The organism is Nocardioides albus, from assembly GCF_014648255.1.
Taxonomy (GTDB): Bacteria; Actinomycetota; Actinomycetes; order Propionibacteriales; family Nocardioidaceae; genus Nocardioides; species Nocardioides albus.
In genome coordinates, this window is sequence record NZ_BMQT01000005.1 from 308,464 (window position 1) to 331,797 (window position 23,334).

Here is a 23,334-nt window from a genome sequence, read left to right on the forward strand (position 1 = left end):
GTGCGGGGTTCGGCCGCGCTTATTTGTCATGCGCATGACAAATACGGGCACTGATTTGCCCCTTCATCGAATTACCTCTCCCGTGTGACCGGGGCCACACGTACTGTCCCGATCGTTGACGCACCCCACATCGGCAGAAACAGGGAGGTCCGCGATGGGCGGCACCGTGGAGGTCACCGGACTCACCAAGAGCTTCGGGTCCCAGAACATCTGGAGCGACGTGACCCTCACGCTGCCCCAGGGCGAGATCACCGCACTGCTCGGGCCCTCGGGCACGGGCAAGTCGGTGTTCCTGAAATCGTTGATGGGGCTGTTGCGGCCCGAGGCCGGCGTCTGTCTGGTCGACGGCGTCGACATGGTCAAGGCGCGGGAGTCGCAGCGGCAGGAGCTGCGCAAGCGGTTCGGCGTGCTCTTCCAGGACGGCGCGCTCTTCGGGTCGATGAGCGTCTTCGACAACGTCGCGTTCCCGCTGCGGGCCCACACCAAGAAGCGCGAGTCGGAGATCAGGCAGATCACCAACGACAAGCTCGACCTGGTCGGGCTGATGGGGCAGGAGCACAAGCTGCCCGGCGAGATCTCCGGCGGGATGCGCAAGCGCGCCGGCCTGGCCCGCTCGCTGGTCACCGAGCCGTCGATCATCCTGTGCGACGAGCCCGACTCGGGGCTCGACCCGGTGCGTACGGCCAACCTCGCCCAGCTCCTGGTCGACGTCAACGCCGCCACCGACGCCACGATGCTGGTGGTCACCCACAACATCGAGCTGGCCCGTACGCTCCCGGACAACCTCGGCATGCTCTACCGGCGCCGACTGGTGATGTACGGCCCGCGCGAGGAGTTCCTGCTCACCGACCACCCGGTCGTCTCGCAGTTCATGAGCGGCGACCCGATCGGGCCGATCGGGATGAGCGAGGAGACCGACCACGGGGTCAACGACGACTACGTCGAGGGCGAGGCCTACTACCCGACCGGGGGAGTGGCGACCGTACGCGCCGGCGCCCGCGCCATCGAGGTGCTGCCCCGTCAGCTCGCCCCGGCCAGCGGTTTGCCTCGGGAAGGGGCGGCGCGACATGCGGACCGGGTCGCGAGCGGTGCTGCGGCGCTCTACACCGCCGATGACGACGACGTTGACCGAGCCCCGGCAGCGGTCAGGACGAAGGACCCGGTCAGCCGAGGTCTCGACAAGGTCGGGGCGCTCTTCGCGCTGGGTCTGGACACGTTCCGGGCTGCCTTCCGGCGACCGTTCGCGGCCCGCGAGCTGCTCGACCAGTTCTGGTTCGTCACCTCCGTCTCCTGGATCCCGGCGATGCTGGTCGCGATCCCGTTCGGCGCGGTGATCGCGCTTCAGCTCGGCACCCTGACGGTGCAGATCGGCGCGCAGTCCTTCACCGGAGCCGCCTCGGTCCTCGCCGTCGTGCAGCAGGCCGCGCCGATCGTGACGTCGCTGGTCATCGCCGGGGCCGGCGGGGCCGCGATCTGCGCCGACCTGGGATCGCGGACGATCCGAGACGAGATCGATGCGATGCGAGTGATCGCAGTCGATCCGATCCAGGCGCTCGTGGTGCCACGCGTGCTCGCCTGTGTGCTCGCAGCGGTGCTGCTCAACGGCCTGGTCAGCGTCGTAGGCGTGCTGGGCGGCTACTTCTTCAACGTCATCATCCAGGGTGGGACACCCGGGGCGTACCTCTCCTCCTTCACCGCCCTCGCCCAGCTCTCCGACCTGTGGGTGGGCGAGATCAAGGCGGTGCTCTTCGGGCTCATCGCCGGCCTCGTCGCCGCGTTCTGCGGGCTCAACACCAAACCAGGGCCGAAGGGGGTGGGCGAGGCGGTCAACCAGTCGGTCGTCGTCACCTTCATGCTGCTCTTCTTCGTCAACACCGTGATCACGATGCTCTATCTCGAGCTCGTTCCTGGGAAGGGTGCCTGATGGCGACCGTAGACGTGGTGAAGAAGCGGTCGCGGATCGACCGCTCGCTCGACGGGCTGGTGCAGACCGGGAAGGACATCCGGTTCTACGGCAAGGTGCTGGTGGGCATCCCGTCGGCGATCAAGAACTACCCGCGCGAGATCCTCCGGATCCTCTCCGAGGTCTCCTTCGGCACCGGCGCGCTCGCGGTCATCGGCGGCACGATCGGGGTGATGACGGGGATGAGCATCTTCGTCGGAACGGTCGTCGGCATGCAGGGGTACGCAGCGCTCGACCAGATCGGCACCTCGACCCTCAACGGGTTCATCTCCGCCTACTTCAACACCCGCGAGATCGCCCCGCTGGTGGCGGCGCTGGCGATGTCGGCGACCGTCGGGGCCGGGTTCACCGCCCAGCTCGGCGCGATGCGGATCAACGAGGAGATCGACGCCGTCAAGGTGATGGGGCTCGGGACCATCCCCTACCTGGTCTCCACCCGGGTGGTCGCCGGCTTCGTCGCGATCATCCCGCTCTACGTGGTCGGGCTGCTGACGTCCTATATGGGCTCGCGGATCGTGACGGTCTACTTCCACGGGCAGTCGGCCGGGACGTACGACCACTACTTCCAGCTCTTCCTGCCGCCCATCGACATCCTGCTCTCGTTCGGCAAGGTGCTGATCTTCTCGATCCTGATCATCCTGATCCACTGCCGGCTGGGCTTCTACGCCAGCGGCGGGCCCTCCGGGGTCGGGATCGCGGTCGGGCGCTCGGTGCGGCGGACCATCGTCGTCGTCGCGCTGCTCGACCTGGCGCTCTCGATGGCGATGTGGGGCGCGACGACGACGGTGAGGATCGCGGGATGAGCCTCTCGAGAGTTCGTGATGCGTTCCTCGGCCTGTGCTACGTGGCCGTGGTGGCCGCGGTGGGGCTCGGCGCCTGGCTCGCCTACGACCAGACGTTCGTGGACCGTTCCGACGTCACGCTGACCACCGGCACCCTCGGCAACGCTCTCCAGGAGGGCTCCGACGTCAAGCTGCGCGGGGTGCCGGTCGGCACCGTACGCACCGTCTCGGCCCGCGAGGGCGGCGCCGAGCTGACGCTGGCGCTGGAGCCGGATGCCCTCTCCGATCTCTCGTCGGACACCACCGCGCGGCTGCTGCCGAAGACCCTCTTCGGCGAGCGCTACGTCGCCCTGCAGCCGACCGCGGGCGGACCCGACCTGGAGGCCGGCGACGTCATCGAGCAGGACCGCTCCGACGAGGCGGTCGAGCTCGAGCAGGTGCTCGACGAGCTGCTCCCGGTCCTGAAGGCGATCCAGCCGCACAAGCTCAACGCGACGCTGAGCGAGCTGGCGACGATGCTGCGCGACAACGGCGACGACATCGGCGAGGTCTTCTCGGCGTGGGCCGACTATCTGAAGAAGCTCAACCCCCTGGTGCCGCAGCTGGCCGACGACCTGGCTTCCCTGGGACGGGTCGCGGGCCACTTCGAGGAGGCCGCGCCCGACCTGCTGGACGCGCTGGACACCATGACGGTGACCGCTGCGACTCTCGTGGACCAGCAGAAGCAGCTCGCCGAGACGTTCCGGTCGGTGACCACCACGGCACGGGACAGTGACCGGTGGCTCGAGCGCAACCGGGAGACGATCGTGGTGCTCTCCGACACCTCGCGCGACGCGCTGCGTGCGGTCAGCCCGTACGCCTCGTCCTTCCCATGCCTGTTCAGCGCCCTGCGCGACTATGCGCCGGCGATGGCCAAGAACCTCGGCAAGGGGACCGACGAACCCGGGATCCACGCGCTGGTCAGCGTGACCGACATCCGGCAGCCCTATCGGCCCGGCTACGTCCCGAAGCTGCGCACCGGCGGTCCGCGCTGTCCGTACGTCACCGGCCGGACCGGTAGCCAGCCGGCGGTCACCGGAACGGCGGCGACGGCCGAGCAGATCGAGGCGCCGCCGACGGACCGGGTACGCACCTTCGGCGCGACGACGGGACTGGGCGAGCAGAACTCCAAGGGCGAGAACCAGCTGATCGCCGAGGTGATGGCACCAGCGGAAGGCATGGCACCTGATGAGTATCCGACCTGGTCGAGCCTGCTGCTCGGCCCGACCCTGCGAGGCACGGAGGTGATCGTCCGATGAGGAGCGGGAACGGCGGTTCGGTTGCGGTGACGCTCACCAAGTCGGTGGTCTTCGCGCTGGTGACCGTCCTGGCGATGACAGCGCTGGCGACGACGATCTCCAACGGGTCGAGCTCGTCGGGGCGTACGTTCACCGCGCTGTTCACCGACGTGACCAGCCTCAACAAGGGTGACGACGTGCGCATGGCGGGGGTGAAGATCGGCACCGTCCAGTCCATCGGGCTGCGGCACAACGACACCGCCGAGGTGGTCTTCACCGCGACCGAGTCGGCGCCGATGGTCGAAGGGACCCGTGCGGAGCTGCGGTTCCGCAACCTGATCGGGCAGCGGTACATCGCCCTCGAGCCTGGCGCCCCCGGCGGCGACCCGCTGCGCAAGGGCTACACGTTCTCGCTCGACGAGACCCGGCCGGCGCTGGACCTGACGATGCTCTTCAACGGCTTCCAGCCGCTGTTCAAGTTCCTCGACCCCGAGGACGTCAACAACCTCAGCGCCCAGATCATCGCGGTCTTCCAGGGCGAAGGGGCGACGGTCGAGTCGCTGCTCTCCTCGACGGCCTCGCTGACCTCGACCCTCGCCGACCGGGACCAGGTGATCGGCGATCTGATCACCAACCTCAACTCGGTCCTCGAGGTGGTCAGCGAGCGCACCGGGATGCTCGACACCACCCTGGTGACGCTGCAGCGTCTGGTCTCCGGGCTGGCCGCGGACCGCAAGACGCTCGGCTCGACCATCGAGGGGATGGGCGAGCTCTCCGAGAGCGTGACCGGGCTGCTGGAGGAGGGCCGTAAGCCGCTGCGCGACTCGATCGACTCCCTCGGCGAACTCTCGGGGAACCTCGCCGAGAACGACGAGGCGCTCACGAAGTTCCTGACCACGATGCCCCAGAAGACCGACGAGATCGGCCGGATGGCCTCCTACGGCGGCTGGCTCAACTTCTACATCTGTTCCATCGACGGGCGGATCCCGAAACCCGAGGGCTACTACGGCGACCTCGGTGTGGACTCGCCGGCAGGAAGGTGCCAATGATGGCCCGCTATCCGAAGTCGTTCGCCGAACGCAACAAGGTCGTCATCGCAGTGGTCGGGATCGTCGCCATGACCGGCGTCTTCCTCGCCACGTTCAACGCCGAGGACCTTCCCGTCGTCGGCGCCGGCGAGACCTACGAGGCCTACTTCGCCGAGGCCGCCGGGATCCGTCCCGGCGACGAGGCCCGGGTCGCCGGGGTGAAGGTCGGCGAGGTCTCCTCGCTCGAGCTCGACGGAGACAAGGTGCTGATCAGGTTCCGTGCCAAGGACGTCTCTCTCGGCTCCCAGACCACCGCCTCGATCAAGGTGAAGACGCTGCTGGGACGCAAGTTCCTCGCCCTCGACCCGGGCGGTCCGGGCCGGCTCCGGGACCCGATCCCGGTGTCCCGCACCACCACCCCCTACGACGTCAACGCCGCCTTCTCCGACCTGTCCACGACCGTCGGGGAGATCGACATGGCCCAGGTCGAGGAGTCGATGGCCGCGTTGTCGGAGGTCTTCGAGGACACCCCCGAGGACGTACGCGGCATGGTCTCCGGCCTCACCCGGCTCTCCCGCACGATCTCCTCGCGCGATCAGGAGCTCGCCGAGCTGATGAGGACCACGACCACGGTCACCGACACCCTTGCCGAGCGCAACGAGGAGATCGGGCTGCTGATCGAGGACGGTGACAAGCTGCTCGAGGAGCTGGCCGCGCGCCGCGAGGCGATCCACCAGATGCTCACCTACACCGACGATCTCGCCAAGCAGATCACCGGACTGGTAGAGGACAACCGGAAGCGGCTTCAGCCAGCGCTCGAGAAGCTCGACCAGGTCGCCGTCATCCTCCAGCGCAACCAGGACCACCTCGACAAGGCGCTCTCCCAGATCGGCGCCTACTACCGCGTCGTCGGCGCCTCGATGAGCAACGGCCCCTGGATCGACGTCTACGGCTGCGGTCTCTTCGACAAGGACAACGCGCCCGTGCTCGACAACGACGTCACCCGCGACTGCCAGCCTGGAGGGACGCGATGAGAATCCGTCGGTTCATCTCAGGGTTGCTCGTGGTCGCGGTCGTCGGCGCGATCGGGTGGGGTGCTGCGTACGGGATCCGGGAGGGGCGCAAGGGCACCACGTTCGCCGCGCTCTTCGAGGCCTCCGTGGGCCTCTATCCGGGCTCCGACGTGCAGATTCTCGGCGTGCCGGTCGGGAAGGTGACGTCGGTGACCCCGGCCGGTGAGCACGTGAAGGTCTCGATGATGCTCGACCCCGGCCAGAGCGCCGCGGCCGACACCGAGGCCGTGATCGTGGCTCCGACGCTGGTCTCGGACCGCTTCGTGCAGCTCACCGAGCCGTACGTCGACGGCCCCGAGCTCCGCGACGGCACCGTCATCGAGGAGACCGCCGTGCCGGTCGAGATCGACGACCTCTACGCCTCGCTGACCGAGACCGGCAAGCAGCTCGGTCCCGAGGGGGCCAACCAGAACGGCGCGCTGTCGCGGTTCCTGGAGGTGATCGCGGCCAACCTCGACGGGCAGGGCGCCGACATCAACCAGGTGATCCGGGAGGGCGCCGACGCCTCCGCGACGCTGGCCGACGTCGACCAGGACTTCTTCGCCACGGTCTCGAACCTGGACACGTTCAACAAGACCCTGCTCGAGCACGACGACGGGGTCGAGGATGCCAACCGCCGGTTCGCGCAGGTCACCGAGTATCTCGCCGACGACCGCGACGATCTCGCCTCCGCGGTCGGCAACCTGGGCGAGGCGCTCGCGCTGCTGGAGTCGTTCATCGAGGACAACCGTGGCGTGATGCGGACGAGCGTGGAGAACCTGCACGGCCCGACCCAGGTCCTCGTCGACCAGAACGAATCGCTCCAGGAGGCGGTCGCCACGATCCCGCAGGTGCTGCAGAAGTTCGTCAACGCCTACGACCCGGGATCCAACACCCTGGTCGGTCGCACCAACCTGAACGAGCTGAGCGTGTGGTCCGGTGACGGCCTCACCGGCCAGACCTCCGAGGATGCGCCACCGGTCCTGCTTCCCGGTGTCGGAGAGGAGCAGTGATGATCCCGATGAACCGGTGGTCGAGCGTCGTCGTTCGGTGGTCGAGCTTGTCGCGACCACTCGCCGCGGCTGCTCTCGCCACCGCCGCCGCCCTGACCGTCTCCGGCTGCGGCCTCGGCGCCGTCAGCGGAGGCGTCTACGAGGCGCCGCTGCCCGGCGGTGCCGACGTGGGGGAGGACCCGATCATGCTGAGCGCGGAGTTCGGCGACGTACTCGATCTGGTTCCTCAGTCCAGCGTCAAGGTCGACAACGTCGCCGTGGGCCGGGTCGACAAGATCCAGCTGACCGAGGACGGTCGCAGTGCGCGGGTGTCGCTGGTGGTCAGGGACGACGTCTCGCTCCCCGCCGGCACCACGGCGCGGCTGCAGCAGACCTCGCTGCTGGGAGAGAAGTACGTCGCGCTGATCCGTCCCGCTGCTCCGGTCGCGGGCGAGCCCCTGGGCGACGGGGCGGTCCTCGGGCGCGGCGACACCGATGCGGCCGCGCAGGTCGAGGAGGTGCTCGGGGCGCTGTCGATGGTCCTCAACAGCGGCGGGATCGCGCAGTTCCAGGAGATCTCCCGCGAGATGCAGAAGATCTCCGACGGGCGGCCGGAGGAGATCAAGGCGTTCCTGGCCGAGCTGAACCGGTTCGTCTCCGTCCTCGACTCGCGCTCGGCCTCGATCACGTCGGCGATCGAGTCGCTCAACCAGCTCGCGGTCACCCTGGAGCAGGACAAGGAGAAGATCTCCAGCGCGTTGGAGGGACTCTCGCCCGGGATGCAGGTGCTCGTCGACCAGCGTCCGCAGCTGATCACGATGCTGAAGGCGCTCGACAAGCTCTCCAAGGTCACCATCAGCACTCTCGACCAGGCCCAGGACGACATCGTCGCCGACCTGAAGCTGCTCGACCCGATCCTCGACCAGCTCGCCAAGGCCGGCTCCGACCTGCCCTACGCGCTCGAGATCCTCTTCACCTACCCGTTCCCCGACGAGGTGCTCAATGCGATCCGCGGCGATTACATGAACCTGTTCATGGTCACGAACTTCCGTACTCCTGCCGGCTGTCAGTCGAAGGGTTGCGACTGGTTGCAGCCGGTGGTCGAAGGCGGGTCCGGCGGCTCGGTCTCCTCCCAGTCCGGGTCGTCGGGCGCACCGCCGGGACTGCTGCCGTCGACCAGCTCACCGGTGCCGGGATCGTCCTCGCCGTCGATCCCGGGGGACTCGATCCTGCCCTCCGACGGCTCGTCGTCCTCGGACCCGACGGACCCGTCCGGGTCGCCGTCCGATCCCGGGTCCTCGTCGCCGGGCGATCCGTCCACCCCCTCCGATCCGTCCGGATCGCCCTCGGAGTCGCCGGCCGAGTCGCCGGCCGAATCCGAGGCCCCGCCGGAAGGAACCGATCCTGAGGCCGGCTCGGTGGAAGGGAGCGAATGATGCAACGGCTCACTCGAGGCGTACGCGTCAAGCTCGGGTTCTTCGTCGCCCTCGCCCTCATCGGCACGAGCTATGTCGGGGCCCGTTACGTCGGCTTCGATCTTTTCGACGAGCCCTACCGCGTCGACGTCTCGCTGCCGGAGGGCGGCGGGCTCTTCGTGAACTCGGAGGTGACCTACCGCGGGGTGCCCGTGGGTGAGGTGACCGACCTGGAGGCAGGGGCCGACGGCGTACGTGCCGTCCTGGAGATCGAGGGCGACGCCCCCGCCATCCCGGAGGACGTCACCGTGAAGGTCGCCAACCGCTCGGCCATCGGCGAGCAGTACCTCGACCTTCGCGGCGGCGCCGTGGGAACTGCCCGGCTCTCCGACGGTGACCGACTCTCCGCAGGGAAGGAGGCGCTGCCGTACGACGCCTCCCAGGTCATCGAGACCGGCCGTGACTTCGTCGCCTCGGTGCCCGAGGAGGCCCTGGTCACGACCATCGACGAGTCCTACCTGCTCTCCCAGGGAGCCGGCTCCGACCTGCGGAAGCTGGTCGACACGTCGCTGGCGTTCCAGAAGGAGGCCGACCGCAACTTCCTGGTCACGGCGAGCCTGATCCGCAACTCCGACCAGGTGCTCGCGACCCAGGAGGAGTCGGCGACCAGCATCAAGGCCTGGAGCAACGACCTCGCGCTCTTCTCCTCGACCCTTGCCGACTCCGACAAGGACCTGCGCGACCTGGTCGGGACCGCGCCCGGAACGGCCGCCGAGATCTCGCGGCTGGTCAAGGACGTCGGGCAGCCGCTCGGGATCCTGATGAGCAACCTGGTCACTCCCGCGACCCTCTTCGGCACCAACGCCGCCGCGCTCGAGTCGACCTTCGTGACCGTGCCCGAGGCGGTCAGCATCGGCTGGGCGATCAACACCTCACAAGGACCACGGCTGAGCCTGATGCCGTCGTTCTTCAACCCGCCGCCCTGCGTCTTCGGCTATGAGGGCACCGACCTGCGTGCCGGCACCGACGTGAGCAAGGGCAAGCCGTTCAACACTGCGGCGGGCTGCGAGGCCGTACCGAAAACCACGAAGACAGAGACAGCCGAGCCGGAGACCGTTAGCGTCCCCACCACGCTCGCCGGACTGATGGGGGAGCGATGAGCACCACAGTAGAGAGACGAACGGAGACACCGGTGGTCGAGCTTGTCGAGACCACGGAAGAGCCTAGGTCGACCCGTGACCGGGTACTCGCCTGGGCCCTCCCGCTGGTGGCCCTGTGCGTGCTGGCCGCCGGCCTGTTCGCCTGGTGGCGCGCGAGCGGTCACGACCAGGAGATGGTCGACGAGGCGGCTCGTCGTGACCGGGTGCTGATCGTCGCGACCAGCCACATCGAGACCCTCAACTCGCTCGACCATCGGAAGGTGGACGAGGGCCTGAAGGGCTGGGCCGCGGTCACCACCGGCACCCTGCACGACCAGCTGACCAGTGTCTCCGAGGAGGACCGCAAGGTCCTCGCCGAGCAGAAGAAGATCTCGACCGGCTCGGTGATGGACGCCGCGGTCACCGAGCTCGACGAGGACAGTGCGACCGTGATCGCGGCCGTCGAGATCACGGTCCGCGACGGCTCTGGCTCTGGTGAGGACGCCGAGCCGACGGTCAAGCGCAACAGGTTCGCGGCCGACCTGGTCAAGGTCGGCGACGACTGGCACCTGGAGAGCCTCGAGCAGGTAGCGGTGAACATGTCATGACCACTCTCACCACCTCCGTACGCCGCTGGGCTCCGTTCCTCGCCGCGTTCGCCCTGATCCTGGGCCTGGGTGCGTTCTGGCAGGCCGACCGGGAACGCAAGACCGACCACGTCGGCAACCGTGCCGTCGTCGACGCCGAGGCGACCACCGAGGTCCAGTCGGCCGTCTCCACCGGACTGCTCCAGGTCTTCTCCTACGACTTCTCCGACCCGGGCCCGACCGCCGCTGCCGCCGACGAGTTCCTCGCCGGCGACGCCCGCAAGGAGTACGACCTCCTCTTCAAGCAGCTCCAGGAGAAGGCCCCCGGTCAGAAGCTCACGCTCAGCGCCGAGGTCCAGGTCGCCGCGGTCAAGTCCCTCGACGCCGACTCCGCCGAGCTGCTGGTCTTCCTCGACCAGGCCTCCCAACGCTCCACCGACAAGGAGTCCTCCATCTCCGCCGCCCAGATCGCCGTCGAGGCCGCCAAGGTCGACGGCGAATGGAAGGTGACCGCCCTAGACCTCTTCTGACGATGCCGAGTCGGCTCGTTATGACGGGAAATTCCGCCGAGTCGGCTCGTTATGACGAGCCGACTCGGCGGGGATCTTGGTCAGGATGAGCCGACTCGACGTGGGGGTGGCTAGTCGCCGCCGCCTCCGCCGCCGCAGCTCGAGCCGCAGGAGGACGAGCTGCTGCAGGAGCTGTTGCAGGAGTGGCCGCGGTTGTCGCCGGAGTCGTAGGAGCCCGACGAGCCCGAGCTGCAGCTGCTTCCGCCGCCGTGTCGTCGTCGTTGCGGGCCTCGGCGCCGGTCGCCGCGGTCGACGCCGACGGCTGCCTTGATCAGCGTGTAGATGATCAGGCCGATGATCGCGATGATGATCAGGGATTTCACGTGCGGGTCCGTTTCGAGGTGCGGCGTCGGATGTGCCAGATCTGCGAGCCGAGACCGACGGTGAGCACCCGACGCCCGGCGATCCGGGTGAGTGCGAACCGTCGTCGGCCCTCGTAGACGTCGTGCAGGTGGAGCCAGTCGGTGCCGATGGTAGCCAGGAAGGCGCGTACGTCATCGTGGGCGCAGCCCTGCTGCGGATGCTGTGCCGCCCAGGCGTGGAAGCGGGCCCGCCAGTCCGGGAGCTGGTCGAGCTCGGGTGCGGCATTGTGCGCGGCCGAGGAGCGCTTGTGGTGCAGGACCCGCGTCGTCGCGGTCGTCCCGGCGGGATCGAACCCCGGCGGCGTACGTCCGGCCAGCAGGTCGTCGAGGACCTCGCGCTGTCGCGCGGCGAGCTGCTCGCGCACGGCGCCTCCGGAGTCCACGGGAGCAGTGTGCCCGATCGTTTGGACCGCCGCCGCAATATATAAAAGTCAAAGTTGAGTGGAACAGACTCAACTTTGGTTGTGTTGAGATAGATGCGGGTGACAGGCACTCGCGGCAGACTCAGGTGCGTCCCCAGGAGGAGAGCAGACACAAATGAGCCAGTTTTCGGCAGACAAGTTCACCACCAAGGCCCGCGAGGCGATCGAGGCCGCGCAGCTTTCCGCGACGACGACGGGCAACACCACGACCGAGCCGATCCACCTGCTCGTCGCGCTGCTGCAGCAGGACGAGGGCACCGCGACCTCGATGGTCACCAAGTCCGGTGTGGACGCCGACGAGCTGTCGCGAGCGGCGGCCGCCGACGTCGCCGGGCTCCCGCGCGCCAGCGGGTCCACCGTGCAGCAGCCCGCTGCCTCGGGTGGGTTGACCCGCGTCCTGGCCGGCGCGATCACGCTGGCCACGACGCTGAAGGACGACTACGCCGCCACCGAGCACCTGTTGATCTCGCTGGCCACGGTCGAGTCGTCGGCGCAGAAGGTGCTCAAGAAGGCCGGGCTCACCGAGAAGGGGCTGCGCGAGACGCTGAAGGCGGTCCGCGGCAACCGCCGCGTGACGAGCCAGGACGCCGAGGACTCCTACGAGGCGCTCGAGAAGTACTCCCAGGACCTCACCGAGGCCGCGGAGAAGGGCAAGCTCGACCCGGTCATCGGCCGTGACTCCGAGATCCGCCGTGTCATCCAGGTGCTTTCGCGGCGTACGAAGAACAACCCGGTCCTCATCGGCGAGCCAGGTGTCGGCAAGACGGCCGTCGTCGAAGGGCTCGCCCAGCGGATCATCGCCGGGGACGTACCCGACTCGCTGAAGGGCCGCCGCGTCCTGAGCCTCGACCTGGCGGCGATGGTCGCCGGGGCACAGTTCCGCGGTCAGTTCGAGGAGCGGCTCAAGGCCGTACTCGAGGAGATCAAGGCCGCCGAGGGGCAGGTCATCACCTTCATCGACGAGCTGCACACCGTCGTCGGCGCGGGCGCCGGAGGGGACTCCGCGATGGACGCCGGCAACATGCTCAAGCCGATGCTCGCGCGCGGTGAGCTGCACATGATCGGCGCCACGACGCTCGACGAATACCGCGAGCGGATCGAGAAGGACCCGGCCCTGGAGCGCCGTTTCCAGCAGGTCTTCGTCGGCGAGCCGTCGGTCGAGGACACCGTGCAGATCCTGCGCGGGATCCAGGAGAAGTACGAAGCGCATCACGGTGTCCGCATCACCGACGCCGCGCTGGTGGCCGCCGCGTCGCTGTCCGACCGCTACATCACCGGCCGTCAGCTGCCCGACAAGGCGATCGACCTCATCGACGAGGCCGCCTCGCGGCTGCGGATGGAGATCGAGTCGTCCCCCGAGGAGATCGACCAGCTCCGGCGCGCCGTCGACCGGCTGAAGATGGAGGAGTTCGCGCTCTCCAAGGAGTCCGACGACGCCTCGCTCGAGCGTCACGCGGCACTGCGCAAGGAGCTCGCCGACAAGGAGGAGCAGCTGCGCGGGCTGGAGGCTCGCTGGGAGCGGGAGAAGGCTTCCCTCGAGGGTGAGGGCGCCCTGCGCAAGCAGCTCGACGCCCTGCGCAGCGAGGCCGAACGGCTCCAGCGCGAGGGTTCGCTGGGGGAGGCCTCGGAGATCCTCTACGGTCGCATCCCGGAGCTGGAGCGGCAGATCGCCGACGCGGCCTCGGAGTCGGAGGAGGAGCAGGTCACCGACCGGCTCGTCGGTGAGGAGGTCGCCGCTCAGCAGATCGCCGAGGTCGTCGAGGCCTGGACCGGCATCCCGACCGGCAAGATGCTCCAGGGCGAGCAGGCCAAGCTGCTCGAGATGGAGTCCGTCGTGGGGAAGCGGCTGATCGGGCAGAAGTCCGCGGTCACCGCGGTCGCCGACGCGGTGCGGCGCTCTCGTGCCGGGATCGCCGACCCCAACCGCCCCACCGGCTCGTTCCTGTTCCTCGGCCCGACCGGCACCGGTAAGACCGAGCTCGCCAAGTCGCTGGCCGACTTCCTCTTCGACGACGAGCGCGCGATCGTACGCATCGACATGTCCGAATACTCCGAGAAGCACTCGGTCGCCCGGCTGGTCGGAGCGCCTCCGGGCTACGTCGGCTACGACGAGGGTGGTCAGCTGACCGAGGCGGTGCGCCGCCGCCCCTACTCGGTGGTGCTGCTCGACGAGGTCGAGAAGGCTCACCCCGAGGTCTTCGACATCCTGCTGCAGGTGCTCGACGACGGTCGCCTGACCGACGGTCAGGGCCGCACCGTCGACTTCCGCAACACGCTCCTCATCCTCACCTCCAACCTCGGCTCGAACTTCCTGGTCGACCCGGTGCTGGAGGAGCACGAGAAGCGCGAGTCGGTGATGGCCGTGGTCCGGGGTGCTTTCAAGCCCGAGTTCCTCAACCGCCTCGACGAGGTCGTCATGTTCGACGCCCTCTCCCTGGCCGACCTCACCAAGATCGTCGACATCCAGCTCGGACAGCTGGAGAAGCGCCTGGCCGTACGCCGCATCTCGATCTCCGTCACTCCCGAGGCTCGCGAGTGGCTGGCCGAGACCGGCTACGACCCCGCGTACGGCGCCCGCCCCCTCCGCCGCCTCATCCAGTCCGCCATCGGCGACCCGCTGGCCCGGATGCTCATCGGTGGCGAGGTCAGCGATGGTGGCCAGGTCACCGTCGACCGTGACGGCGACGGTCTCACCCTGAAAGTCTGAGCCGAGACGTCACTCGCGTCGCTCGAGGCGTCATCCACGTGCCCACTCGGCCAGCGGGAGAGACTTCTCGGCCGACGCGGGTGACGTTTCGGCCGACGCGGGTGACGTCTCGGCGAAATCTGGCCGGGCGGAATAGGGAGAGGTTGGTGGGGATGAGAAAATGGTTTCCGACATGTCTGAAACCAAGCTTCCTCGCCCCGGTCAGGCCACCCTCGCCGGGTGGCTCATCGTGCTCGGCTCCCTGCTCACGGTGGTGGGGGCCTGGGATCAGATCTCCGGGCTGCGCAGCCTGGACACCCGGGAGCGGGTGGAGAAGGTGCTGGCGGAGCCGCCGCTGGCCGGCTCGGGGATCGAGCTCGACAACATCCTCGACCTGATGCACATCATGGCGCTGGTCACCGGCGCCATGGCGGCGGCAGCGGTGATCCTCGGGTGGCACGTGCTGCAGCGCAACAAGCAGGCTCGGCTCGCGCTCACCGTCATCGCGGCGCCGCTCTTCCTCGCGGGGATGTTCGGCGGAGGGTTCTGGTCGACGCTGGCGGCGGTCGCCGTCGTACTCCTGTGGATGTCGCCCACCCGTGACTGGTTCGACGGCGTCTCGCCGGCCAAGCCGGAGGCCCGCGACAGCGGCGACCCCGATCAGACGTCGTACGTAGCGCCGCCCCGTCCCGAGGCAGCAACCGATCCGGCCGGATCGTCGGACGCGACCACCGGTGCGGTTCGGCTCTCCGAGAACCAGCCGCCGCCGTGGACCGGCGCGATCGCCCAGCCCGCCAACGCGGCGCCCAAGCGGCGTCCGGGCGCCATGACGGCGGCGGCAGTGCTCACCTGGATCGGCTCGGGCTTCACCGCGCTGATGATGCTTGCCTCGGCGGTGACCGCGACCGCCAACCCCGACCTGATCCTCGAGCAGCTGCGCGCGCAGGCCAAGGGGGACGAGGCGATGCAGGAGATGGCGAGTCTCTACACCACCGACATCGTCGTCGCATCGGCCTGGGCTGGGGCGATCCTGGTGGGACTCGTCTGCCTCGCCGCGGCCGTGTTCGCGTTCTTCGCGATCCGTCGCCACTCCTGGGCCCGGATCGCGCTGATGATCTCGGCTGCGGTCTCCGGGCTCTCGCTGCTGCTCTTCGCGCTCGCCTTCCCGCCGGCCGTGGTCCTCTTCGGCGCCGCGGTCGCGACGTTCTCGTTCCTGCTGCGGCCCGAGGTCGCCGCGTGGTTCCGTCCGAGCCGATAAAGCAGAGCCGGTGACCCTGCCGGCCGGATAGGCTCCACCCATGTCTGATCAGTACGGCTCCTTCGACAACCCCTACGGCGGCAAGCCGCCGTTCGAGGGGCAGGAGCCGCCGGTCCAGCCCAGTAGCCAGCCCAGTAGCCAGCCCAGCTACCAGCCGCCCCCGACGCCGTACGCCACCCCGCAGCCGCAGGGGTGGGGCCAGCCGCCTCCGGCGTACGGCCAGGTTCCGATGGGGCAGCAGGTCCCGGCATACCTGCGGCCGCAGTACCCGCAGCCTGACCCCGACAGCCGGCCCGGAACGGTGGTCGCGGCGTCGGTCATGACGATCGTCGGGTCGGTGATCGCGCTGCTGATCGCGGTCTTCATGGTGCCTGCGGGGATCGCGGACTACAACGACCCGGCATCCTCGGACAAGGGCATCACGCTGGTGATGGTGATCTGGTTCGCCACGTGCAGCGTGCTCAGCCTGGCCGCGATCCCGCTCGGGATCATGCTGTTGTTCCGCTCCAACCTGGCCCGGATCCTGCTCACCGTCGTCGGTTCGGTCGCCGCGCTGCTCTCGCTCTTCGTGGTGCTCTATCCGGCGCTGATCATCGCCGCCATCGTGATGCTGTACACCGGCAGAGCAGGCAACTGGTTCGCCCGTCGCAAGCCCGGCGACCCCTGGCAGCGGCCGGCGGCGACCCCGAACGGCGCACCGCCGACCCACCAGCAGTTCTAGGAACCTAGGAGACGAGCGAGTCGTCCTTGGCGCCGTTGTCGGAGCCCCGGACCATCTTGTAGACCCGCACCGCGATCCAGGCCACGACCGCGAGAGCCACGACCACGATCACGATGTTCTGGAAGCGCCCGACGATCGGCTCGACCTTCTCCCAGTTGTCGCCGAGCTGGTAGCCGGCGACGACGAAGATCGTGTTCCAGATCGCGGAGCCCACGGTGGTGAGGAGCAGGAACTTCCAGATCGGCATCCGGGTGACGCCGGCCGGCACCGAGATCAGCGACCGGAAGATCGGGATGAAGCGGCCGAAGAAGACCGTCCAGGCGCCGTACTTCTCGAAGAACGCCTCGGTCTTCTCCAGGTCGGTGGTCTTGATGAGCGGCAGCTTCTCGCCGATCCAGTAGACCCGCTCGCGGCCGATCAGGGCACCGACGAGATAGAGCGCGAGCGCACCGACGACCGAGCCGAGCGTGGTCCAGATCAGCGCCTCGGCGATCGTGAAGCGGCCCTGCGCGGCGGTGAAGCCGGCCAGCGGCAGGATGATCTCCGAGGGCAGCGGCGGGAAGAGGTTCTCCATCGCGATGCCGAGCCCTGCCCCCACCGGGCCGAGCTTGTCCATCAGATCGACCGCCCAGCCGGCGACGCCGGTGAGCTCCTCGGGCTGGGTGGAGGTCAGGATCATGAGGCTCTCTTCGAAGTGTGTGGGTGGGCCGGGCGGCCGAAGCCTAGGAGGCTGCGTTGACCGCGTCCAGGTCGGCCCGGGTCAGCACCGACCGGATCTCCAGCTCGACATCACGCAGCGACTCGCCGGGCGTCGGCGACCGGTCGATCGCACACACCACAGTGTCCACGACCGCACCAAGCGGACGGAGCGCATTGACCGCGTCGCGCACGGCGCCGCCGGACGTGATCACGTCCTCGATCAGCGTCACCCGCTTCCCGGAGAAGGAGGGCCCCTCGGCGAGCTTGGCCGTGCCGTACTCCTTCGCCTTCTTCCGGATGAAGATCGCCGGGATGCCGGTCTTGGCCGACACCATGGTCGCGATCGGGATGCCACCGAGCTCGAGGCCGCCGAGCAGCTCGGTCCCCTCGGGCAGCAGCTCGACCATCTGAGCGGCGACCCGCTCCAGCAGCGCCGGGTTCGCCTCGAAGAGATACTTGTCGAAGTAGGTGTCGCTGACCTGACCCGAGCGGAGCGTGAACTCCCCGTGCAGGCGGCAGGTGGCGTCGATGTCGGCAGCGAGGGCGTCGTCCGTGGTCACGGGTCCTAGCCTAAGTCTTATGACTGCAGCACGACTTCATGGCATCCCGCCGACGATCTTCGCCGAGATGTCGGCGCTGGCCGCTGCCACCGGCGCGGTCAACCTCGGTCAGGGTTTCCCCGACGTGGACGGCCCCGAGAAGATCATCGAGGAAGCCGTCTCAGCGCTGCGGAGCGGCCGCAACCAGTACGCTCCGGGCCCCGGCATCCCGGCGCTGCGGGAGGCGGTCGCGGCCCACCAGGAACGCCACTACGGCCTCACCTTCGACCCGGCGCGCGAGGTCGCGGTCACCACCGGCGCCACCGAGGGGATCGCAGCGGCGATCCTCGCGCTCGTCGACCCCGGCGACGAGGTGATCCTCGTGGAGCCCTACTACGACAGCTACCCGGCCATGGTGCAGTTCGCAGGAGGCGTACGCCGCCCGGTGACCCTCAGTCTGGACCCGGCCGCGCCCGGCGGCAGGCTGCCGCGCGCAGCCCTCGAGGCCCAGGTCTCCTCGAGGTCCAAGGTGCTCCTCCTCAACTCCCCGCACAACCCGACCGGCACCGTGCTCACCCGCGAGGAGCTGGAGACCGTCGCGGCCTTCGCGCGAGACCACGACCTGACGGTCGTCTCGGACGAGGTCTACGAGCGCCTCACCTTCGACGGGACCCCACACATCCCGATCGCCACTCTCCCCGGGATGCGTGAGCGCACGCTGACCCTGTCGAGCATCGGCAAGTCCTACTCGTTCACCGGCTGGAAGGTCGGCTGGGCGACCGGCTCCGAGCACCTGGTCCAGGCACTGATCGGAGCCAAGCAGTGGCTGACCTTCACCTCGGGAGCACCGTTGCAGCCCGCCGCGGCGTACGCGCTGGAGCATCTCGACCACTGGCCCAAGGAGCTCGCTCTCGACCTGCAGGAGCGGCGCGATCTCCTCTGTGCCGGATTGAAGGGGATCGGTCTGGACGTCACGATCCCGGAGGGCACCTACTTCGCCGTCTCCGACATCGCCGATCTCGGCTGGAGCGACGGGCTCGAGTTCTGCCGGGCGCTGCCCGAGCGTGCCGGGGTGGTGGCCATCCCGCTGCAGGGGTTCTACGACGGCGACGCCGGAAAGCACCTGGTCCGGTGGACGTTCACCAAGCAGCGGGACGTGATCGAAGAGGCCCTGGAACGACTCGGCAAGGGTCAGCTGGCCCGTTAGGGCCTAATGCTCGGCAGGCGTCTCGGCGTCATCCGCTGGTTCACGAGGGCGGACCGACATTCCGGTGATATCGCGGTCCGGCTGTCCGTCGTGGTCGACGTCCGCGGCCAACGGTGAGGTCGTACGCCGCCGGCGCCACCACTCGACCACCGCCGGCGCGAGCGCGAGCGCGAAGAGCAGCAGGATCAGGTAGTCGATGTTGTCGGCCAGCCAGGGCCACCGGGATCCGACGAAGAAGCCGAACAGCGTCACCGCGAGCACCCACAGCACGCCGCCGACGAGGCTCCAGAAGTAGAACCGGCGCCGGTCCATGTGGGTGACCCCGGCGATGACGGTGACGTAGGTGCGGACGAACGCGATGAAACGCCCGATCACCAGGGCCTTGTTGCCGTGCTTGTCGAAGAACGCGCGGGTCTGGTCGATGTGGCGTCGCTTGATGAAGCGGTTGTTGCTCTCGTAGAGCCGCGGACCGATCCGCCGGCCGATCTCGTAGCCGGTCACGTTGCCGGCGAAGGCGGCCGCGACGAAGAAGAGCATCGCGATCACGATCTCGACGCCGCGCGGGCCGGGGAAGATGTCGATCTTGCCGGTCGCGATGAAGATCCCGAGCGCGATCAGGAGGCTGTCGCCTGGCAGGAACGGGAAGAAGAGACCGCACTCGATGAAGATGATGATGAGGCTGATCCAGAAGAGCGGCTCGCCGAAAGTGACCAGCAGAAAGTCCGGACTCATCCACTCCAAACCGGCCATCATCGGCGCAAATGTCCCCGCACCTGTCACGGCCCCTACGGTACCCATAGGTAACAACTATTGTTGTCGAATATTCTGATCGGGCGATGAACGAGACACAGCCGTCCAAGGGTGATCCCCGAGCACCGTACGACCCGATGCCCCACGGCCAGCCGGAGGTCGGCGTGGGCCCGTGGCCAGGCGAGTGGCCCGAGGGGGACCACTGGGACCCGGAGCTGCTCGCCGGCGGCGACCGCCGCAACGTGGTCGACCGCTACCGCTACTGGACCCTCGAGGCCATCGTCGCCGACCTCGACCAGCGCCGCCACGGCTTCCACGTCGCGATCGAGAACTGGCAGCACGACTTCAACATCGGCACCATCGTCCGCACCGCCAACGCCTTCCTCGCCGCCGAGGTCCACATCGTCGGCAACCGGCGCTGGAACCGCCGTGGCGCGATGGTCACCGACCGCTACCAGCACGTCCATCACCACCCCGACGTGCCCGCGCTCGCGGCCTACCTCCACGACCGCGACGTACGCCTCCTCGGCATCGACAACCTGCCCGGCTCGCTCCACCTGGAGACCATGCAGCTCCCGGAGAAGGTCTGCTTCCTGTTCGGGCAGGAGGGTCCCGGCCTCTCGGAGCAGGCCCGCGAGAGCGTCGACGGCACCTTCTCGATCGCGCAGTTCGGCTCGACGAGATCGATCAACGCCTCCGCCGCCGCAGCGATCGCGATGCACTCCTGGGTCGTCCAGCATGCCGATCTGGGCTCAGACGAGGCCTGGCGCGGTTGATGTCGTAATCCATTTACGGACCGGTGTCATGGGTGCGGCAGCGGCCCGCTAGAGTTGACCTCGGGTCGCCCGGATGTATCACCCCTACCAGGGTGCATCGGCCTCGGGGCCGGGCGACAGCGGGGCTCATGGCCTCCCGTCGACCGCGAGCCTGATCCGGCCCCGACGCCGTCTGCTGACCGGGCTCAGGCGATCTCGGAGGCCTCCAGCCGTCTCCGGAGCGCGTCCAGGCCGCGCGAGGAGTGGCTCTTGACGGTGCCCTCGCTGATCCGCAGCTCGAGTGCGGTCTCGGTGACCGAGAGCTGCAGCCAGTGGCGCAGGACGACCACCTTGCGCTGCATCTCCGGCAGAGCCTGGAGCACCTCGAAGAGCTCGGACCGCTCCTCGATCTGTGCCATGGGACCAGGCCGTTCCGGCAGGTCACCCGAGCGCTCCCGCTTCCACCACGGCCGCCGGGTCTGGTCGATGTGGGCGCGGACCAGGATCGTCCGGACGTACGCCTCCTCCGACCCGGGCTCCACGCGCCGCCAGGCGACGTACAGCTTCAGCAGGGCCGTCTGCACCAGGTCGTCCGCCCGGTGCCAGTCGCCGCACAGGGCGAAGGCGGTACGCAGCAGGTGCGGGCGTCGTGCGGCGACGAACCCGGAGAACTCCTCATCGCGTGCGCTCACGGGAACAACGACCTTCCGCCACCCGTCTCGTCGTCGGTCTCGGTGGCCTTGACCATGGCCAGCACGTCCTCGAGGGAACGTGCAGCGCGGTCCTCGGCTCGGGGTTCGGCTGCCACCTCGATGACGTAGACGAGCGTGAGGCCGTCCTTCTCGCGAGCGATGGCGAAGCGTTCCTTCCCCTTGACGGTGATCCGCGCGGCTGCGGACCGCGTGGCGCCTTCGGCGAACCCCTTGCCGAGATCGGGGTCGGCGACCTGCTCGACGATCTTCACCCCCTTCTCGGCCGGGACCAGCTCCGAGCCGCCCCCGAACTCGACCGCCTCGGAGGTGCCCGCGCTGTAGCCACCCGTCGACGCGGTCATCTCCGCGTCCATCTGCTCGTTCCGGTGAGCGACGTATTCGTCGATGCTCTGTCCCGGAGCGGCGTACGCCACCCCGTAGCCTTCACCGCCGCCACCGCTCTCCGGCTTGTCCCCGGAGAAGAGGATCCAGACCGCCATGCCCTCGCGCTCGGCCACGGCTGCCTCCGAGTCCCAGGGCAGGTCATAGTCGAGCGGGTTGTCGATCCTGCGGGTGATCGTCCAGCCGTCGCCGACCCGGATCGACCCGCCGACCGACCATCTGGGCTCGACGTGGTGCGTGGCCACGTCCTGGGCCCATTCGCTGAGGTTCTTCCCGTTGGTCCGAGCCGCGTCGGCGTAGGCGATCTCGGTCGGGTTCATGAAGTTCGCGTAGATCGTCTTCTCCCCGTCGGTCGCGGCGAGGAACAGCTGGGAATAGTCGGGTCCGAGGAGCTGGCTGATCTCCTTCCGCCCGAGCCGGTCGGCCTCCTCCCAGCCGTCGTGGAAGGTGACCTCCTTCGACTCGAAGTCGTACCTGAGTGGGGAAGCATCGCTCAACGGTGGCTGTGTCGGATAGACCTCAGGCACCTCGTCGGCCTTCGACTGGGTCGCGATCGGTGGGGTGGGTGCCGCCCGGTCGCGCCACGGCGCATACCCGGAGCCCAGGCCGATCACCCCTGCGACGATGAGCGCTGTCCCGGCTGCGGCGAGGGCCTGCCGGCGGCGTACGGCCTTCTTCCCGGCTGCCACCAGGGCAGCCGGATCCGCGGACCCGGGTGGGGGGTGCGGGATCGCCCGCTCGAGCGTGTCGTGCCAGTCCATGGTGCCTCCAAGGTGAGTGTCACCCGTGGATACGGATCTCGTGGCTGATCGGTTGTCCTGGTTGATCGATCCAACCCCGAGCGTTGGGCGGGGTGGCCCGGGGGCCCATTACGCTGGCCACCAGCGCACCGGTCGACAACGGATCTTCAAGGAGACCCCCAGATGCCCATCGCCACCCCCGAGAAGTACGCCGAGATGCTCGCGACCGCGAAGGAGAAGGGGTTCGCCTTCCCCGCGATCAACGTCTCCTCGTCGCAGACGCTCAACGCGGCGCTGGCAGGCTTCGCCGAGGCCGGCTCGGACGGCATCATCCAGATCTCCACCGGCGGCGCGGAATACCTCTCCGGCCCCACGGTCAAGAACATGGTGACCGGCTCGGTGGCCTTCGCGGCGTACGCGACCGAGGTCGCCCGGTCCTACGACGTCAACATCGCGCTCCACACCGACCACTGCCCCAAGGACAAGCTCGACGGCTTCGTACGTCCCCTGCTCGAGCTCTCCGCCGAGCGCGTCCAGCGTGGCGAGGCGCCGCTGTTCCAGTCGCACATGTGGGACGGGTCCGCAGTGCCGCTGGACGAGAACCTGCAGATCGCCTCCGAGCTCCTGGCGTTGGCCAAGGCCGCCCACATCGTGCTCGAGATCGAGGTCGGAGTGGTCGGCGGCGAGGAGGACGGCATCGTCGGTGCTATCGACGACAAGCTCTACTCGACCCCTCAGGACGCCATCGCGACCGCCGACGCGCTGGGCACCTCGGGCTATCTGACGGCGCTCACCTTCGGCAACGTGCACGGCGTCTACAAGCCGGGCAACGTCAAGCTCCGTCCCTCGATCCTGCGAGACGCCCAGGACGCGGTCGTCGCCAAGCTCGGCCTGCCCGCCGGATCGAAGCCGTTCGACCTCGTCTTCCACGGCGGCTCCGGTTCTTCGGCCGAGGAGATCGCGGAAGCGGTCTCCTACGGCGTGGTGAAGATGAACATCGACACCGACACCCAGTACGCCTACACCCGCGCGGTCGCCGGCCACATGCTCGCCAACTACGACGGTGTACTGAAGGTCGACGGCGAGGTCGGAAACAAGAAGCAGTACGATCCTCGCGCGTGGGGCAAGCTCGCTGAGGCCGGAATGGCCACTCGGGTCGTCGAGGGTGCCCAGCACCTCGGTTCTGCGGGCAACTCCATCGGCTGATCGACATGCCGAGGAAGGCCAATGGTCCCGATTCGGAAAACGTTGTGGCACACGGCATAGCAAATACGCGCTTATGTCGTTGTGCCGGTCA

At 68.5% G+C, this 23,334-nt stretch carries 23 protein-coding genes; 16 read left to right on the forward strand and 7 right to left on the reverse strand.

Annotation, left to right across the window (positions count from 1 at the left end):
- The first annotated feature begins 154 nt into the window (after positions 1-154).
- From IEY84_RS27080 to IEY84_RS12790, 10 genes are read left to right on the forward strand one after another with little or no spacing between them, the layout of a single operon-like run.
- Entirely contained in the window at positions 155-1,924 is a 1,770-nt protein-coding gene (locus tag IEY84_RS27080; RefSeq protein ID WP_183547883.1) for an ABC transporter permease, read from the forward strand.
- Positions 1,924-2,766, forward strand: a complete 843-nt coding sequence (locus IEY84_RS12750) for an MlaE family ABC transporter permease (protein ID WP_183547886.1) — start codon at positions 1,924-1,926, stop codon at positions 2,764-2,766. Before IEY84_RS27080 ends, IEY84_RS12750 begins: the two co-directional genes overlap by 1 nt.
- Positions 2,763-4,043: an MCE family protein gene (locus tag IEY84_RS12755; protein WP_183547888.1), complete on the forward strand. Its 1,281-nt coding sequence runs from the start codon at positions 2,763-2,765 to the stop codon at positions 4,041-4,043. Before IEY84_RS12750 ends, IEY84_RS12755 begins: the two co-directional genes overlap by 4 nt.
- Entirely contained in the window at positions 4,040-5,071 is a 1,032-nt protein-coding gene (locus tag IEY84_RS12760) for an MCE family protein (RefSeq protein WP_183547890.1), read from the forward strand. The genes IEY84_RS12755 and IEY84_RS12760 overlap by 4 nt, the downstream gene beginning before the upstream one ends.
- Complete coding sequence (locus tag IEY84_RS12765; RefSeq protein ID WP_229788623.1) at positions 5,071-6,084, forward strand: MCE family protein; 1,014 nt, start codon at positions 5,071-5,073, stop codon at positions 6,082-6,084. Before IEY84_RS12760 ends, IEY84_RS12765 begins: the two co-directional genes overlap by 1 nt.
- The gene (locus IEY84_RS12770) at positions 6,081-7,115 is read left to right on the forward strand and encodes an MCE family protein (protein ID WP_183547893.1); all 1,035 of its coding nucleotides are present in this window, start codon (positions 6,081-6,083) and stop codon (positions 7,113-7,115) included. The genes IEY84_RS12765 and IEY84_RS12770 overlap by 4 nt, the downstream gene beginning before the upstream one ends.
- A 47-nt stretch (positions 7,116-7,162) precedes the next feature.
- Positions 7,163-8,530, forward strand: a complete 1,368-nt coding sequence (locus tag IEY84_RS12775; RefSeq protein WP_183547895.1) for an MCE family protein — start codon at positions 7,163-7,165, stop codon at positions 8,528-8,530.
- Positions 8,530-9,669, forward strand: coding sequence for an MlaD family protein (locus tag IEY84_RS12780; RefSeq protein ID WP_183547897.1), 1,140 nt, complete (start codon positions 8,530-8,532; stop codon positions 9,667-9,669). The genes IEY84_RS12775 and IEY84_RS12780 overlap by 1 nt, the downstream gene beginning before the upstream one ends.
- Positions 9,666-10,256, forward strand: a complete 591-nt coding sequence (locus IEY84_RS12785) for an Rv1363c family protein (RefSeq protein WP_183547899.1) — start codon at positions 9,666-9,668, stop codon at positions 10,254-10,256. The genes IEY84_RS12780 and IEY84_RS12785 overlap by 4 nt, the downstream gene beginning before the upstream one ends.
- Complete coding sequence (locus IEY84_RS12790; RefSeq protein WP_183547901.1) at positions 10,253-10,765, forward strand: hypothetical protein; 513 nt, start codon at positions 10,253-10,255, stop codon at positions 10,763-10,765. Before IEY84_RS12785 ends, IEY84_RS12790 begins: the two co-directional genes overlap by 4 nt.
- A 110-nt stretch (positions 10,766-10,875) precedes the next feature.
- Here the strand turns inward: IEY84_RS12790 and IEY84_RS12795 are convergent, their stop codons facing one another.
- Together IEY84_RS12795 and IEY84_RS12800 are read right to left on the reverse strand one after the other, a co-directional pair.
- Positions 10,876-11,127, reverse strand: coding sequence for a hypothetical protein (locus tag IEY84_RS12795; RefSeq protein WP_183548118.1), 252 nt, complete (start codon positions 11,125-11,127; stop codon positions 10,876-10,878).
- Positions 11,124-11,549, reverse strand: a complete 426-nt coding sequence (locus tag IEY84_RS12800; RefSeq protein ID WP_183547903.1) for an SCO6045 C-terminal-like domain-containing protein — start codon at positions 11,547-11,549, stop codon at positions 11,124-11,126. The genes IEY84_RS12795 and IEY84_RS12800 overlap by 4 nt, the downstream gene beginning before the upstream one ends.
- Before the next feature lie 154 nt (positions 11,550-11,703).
- Between IEY84_RS12800 and clpB the strand changes: the two genes are divergently transcribed.
- The 3 genes from clpB to IEY84_RS12815 all read left to right on the forward strand — a co-directional run bounded on the left by clpB (position 11,704) and on the right by IEY84_RS12815 (position 16,253).
- Positions 11,704-14,295 (forward strand): ATP-dependent chaperone ClpB, encoded by a 2,592-nt coding sequence (clpB, locus tag IEY84_RS12805; protein ID WP_183547905.1) that lies wholly within the window; start codon positions 11,704-11,706, stop codon positions 14,293-14,295.
- A 172-nt stretch (positions 14,296-14,467) separates the two neighbouring features.
- The gene (locus IEY84_RS12810) at positions 14,468-15,532 is read left to right on the forward strand and encodes a hypothetical protein (protein ID WP_183547907.1); all 1,065 of its coding nucleotides are present in this window, start codon (positions 14,468-14,470) and stop codon (positions 15,530-15,532) included.
- A gap of 40 nt (positions 15,533-15,572) precedes the next feature.
- The gene (locus tag IEY84_RS12815) at positions 15,573-16,253 is read left to right on the forward strand and encodes a hypothetical protein (RefSeq protein WP_183547909.1); all 681 of its coding nucleotides are present in this window, start codon (positions 15,573-15,575) and stop codon (positions 16,251-16,253) included.
- 4 nt (positions 16,254-16,257) lie between these two features.
- Here the strand turns inward: IEY84_RS12815 and IEY84_RS12820 are convergent, their stop codons facing one another.
- Both IEY84_RS12820 and pyrE read right to left on the reverse strand, forming a co-directional pair.
- The gene (locus tag IEY84_RS12820) at positions 16,258-16,932 is read right to left on the reverse strand and encodes a DedA family protein (protein ID WP_183547911.1); all 675 of its coding nucleotides are present in this window, start codon (positions 16,930-16,932) and stop codon (positions 16,258-16,260) included.
- Positions 16,933-16,975: 43 nt separating this feature from the next.
- Positions 16,976-17,512, reverse strand: a complete 537-nt coding sequence (pyrE, locus tag IEY84_RS12825; protein ID WP_183547913.1) for an orotate phosphoribosyltransferase — start codon at positions 17,510-17,512, stop codon at positions 16,976-16,978.
- Between the two features lie 19 nt (positions 17,513-17,531).
- Here pyrE and IEY84_RS12830 point away from each other — a divergent pair, with 19 nt between their 5' ends.
- Positions 17,532-18,698 carry an aminotransferase class I/II-fold pyridoxal phosphate-dependent enzyme gene (locus IEY84_RS12830; RefSeq protein WP_183547915.1) on the forward strand — a complete coding sequence of 389 codons (1,167 nt, stop codon included), beginning with the start codon at positions 17,532-17,534 and terminating at the stop codon, positions 18,696-18,698.
- 3 nt (positions 18,699-18,701) lie between these two features.
- Here IEY84_RS12830 and IEY84_RS12835 read toward each other — a convergent pair whose 3' ends face one another.
- A complete protein-coding gene (locus IEY84_RS12835) occupies positions 18,702-19,430 on the reverse strand; it encodes a DedA family protein (RefSeq protein WP_229788624.1) in 729 nt (242 codons plus the stop codon).
- Between the two features lie 104 nt (positions 19,431-19,534).
- Between IEY84_RS12835 and IEY84_RS12840 the strand changes: the two genes are divergently transcribed.
- On the forward strand, positions 19,535-20,224 hold the full coding sequence (locus IEY84_RS12840; RefSeq protein WP_183547919.1) for a TrmH family RNA methyltransferase: 690 nt from the start codon (positions 19,535-19,537) through the stop codon (positions 20,222-20,224).
- Between the two features lie 185 nt (positions 20,225-20,409).
- On the opposite strand, the gene IEY84_RS12845 is transcribed toward IEY84_RS12840, so the two are convergent.
- Positions 20,410-20,895 carry a SigE family RNA polymerase sigma factor gene (locus tag IEY84_RS12845; protein ID WP_183547921.1) on the reverse strand — a complete coding sequence of 162 codons (486 nt, stop codon included), beginning with the start codon at positions 20,893-20,895 and terminating at the stop codon, positions 20,410-20,412.
- Positions 20,892-22,058 carry a hypothetical protein gene (locus tag IEY84_RS12850; RefSeq protein ID WP_183547923.1) on the reverse strand — a complete coding sequence of 389 codons (1,167 nt, stop codon included), beginning with the start codon at positions 22,056-22,058 and terminating at the stop codon, positions 20,892-20,894. The genes IEY84_RS12845 and IEY84_RS12850 overlap by 4 nt, the downstream gene beginning before the upstream one ends.
- Before the next feature lie 162 nt (positions 22,059-22,220).
- On the opposite strand from IEY84_RS12850, the gene fbaA reads away from it, so the two are divergent.
- A complete protein-coding gene (gene fbaA, locus IEY84_RS12855) occupies positions 22,221-23,243 on the forward strand; it encodes a class II fructose-bisphosphate aldolase (RefSeq protein ID WP_183547925.1) in 1,023 nt (340 codons plus the stop codon).
- Positions 23,244-23,334: the final 91 nt, after the last annotated feature.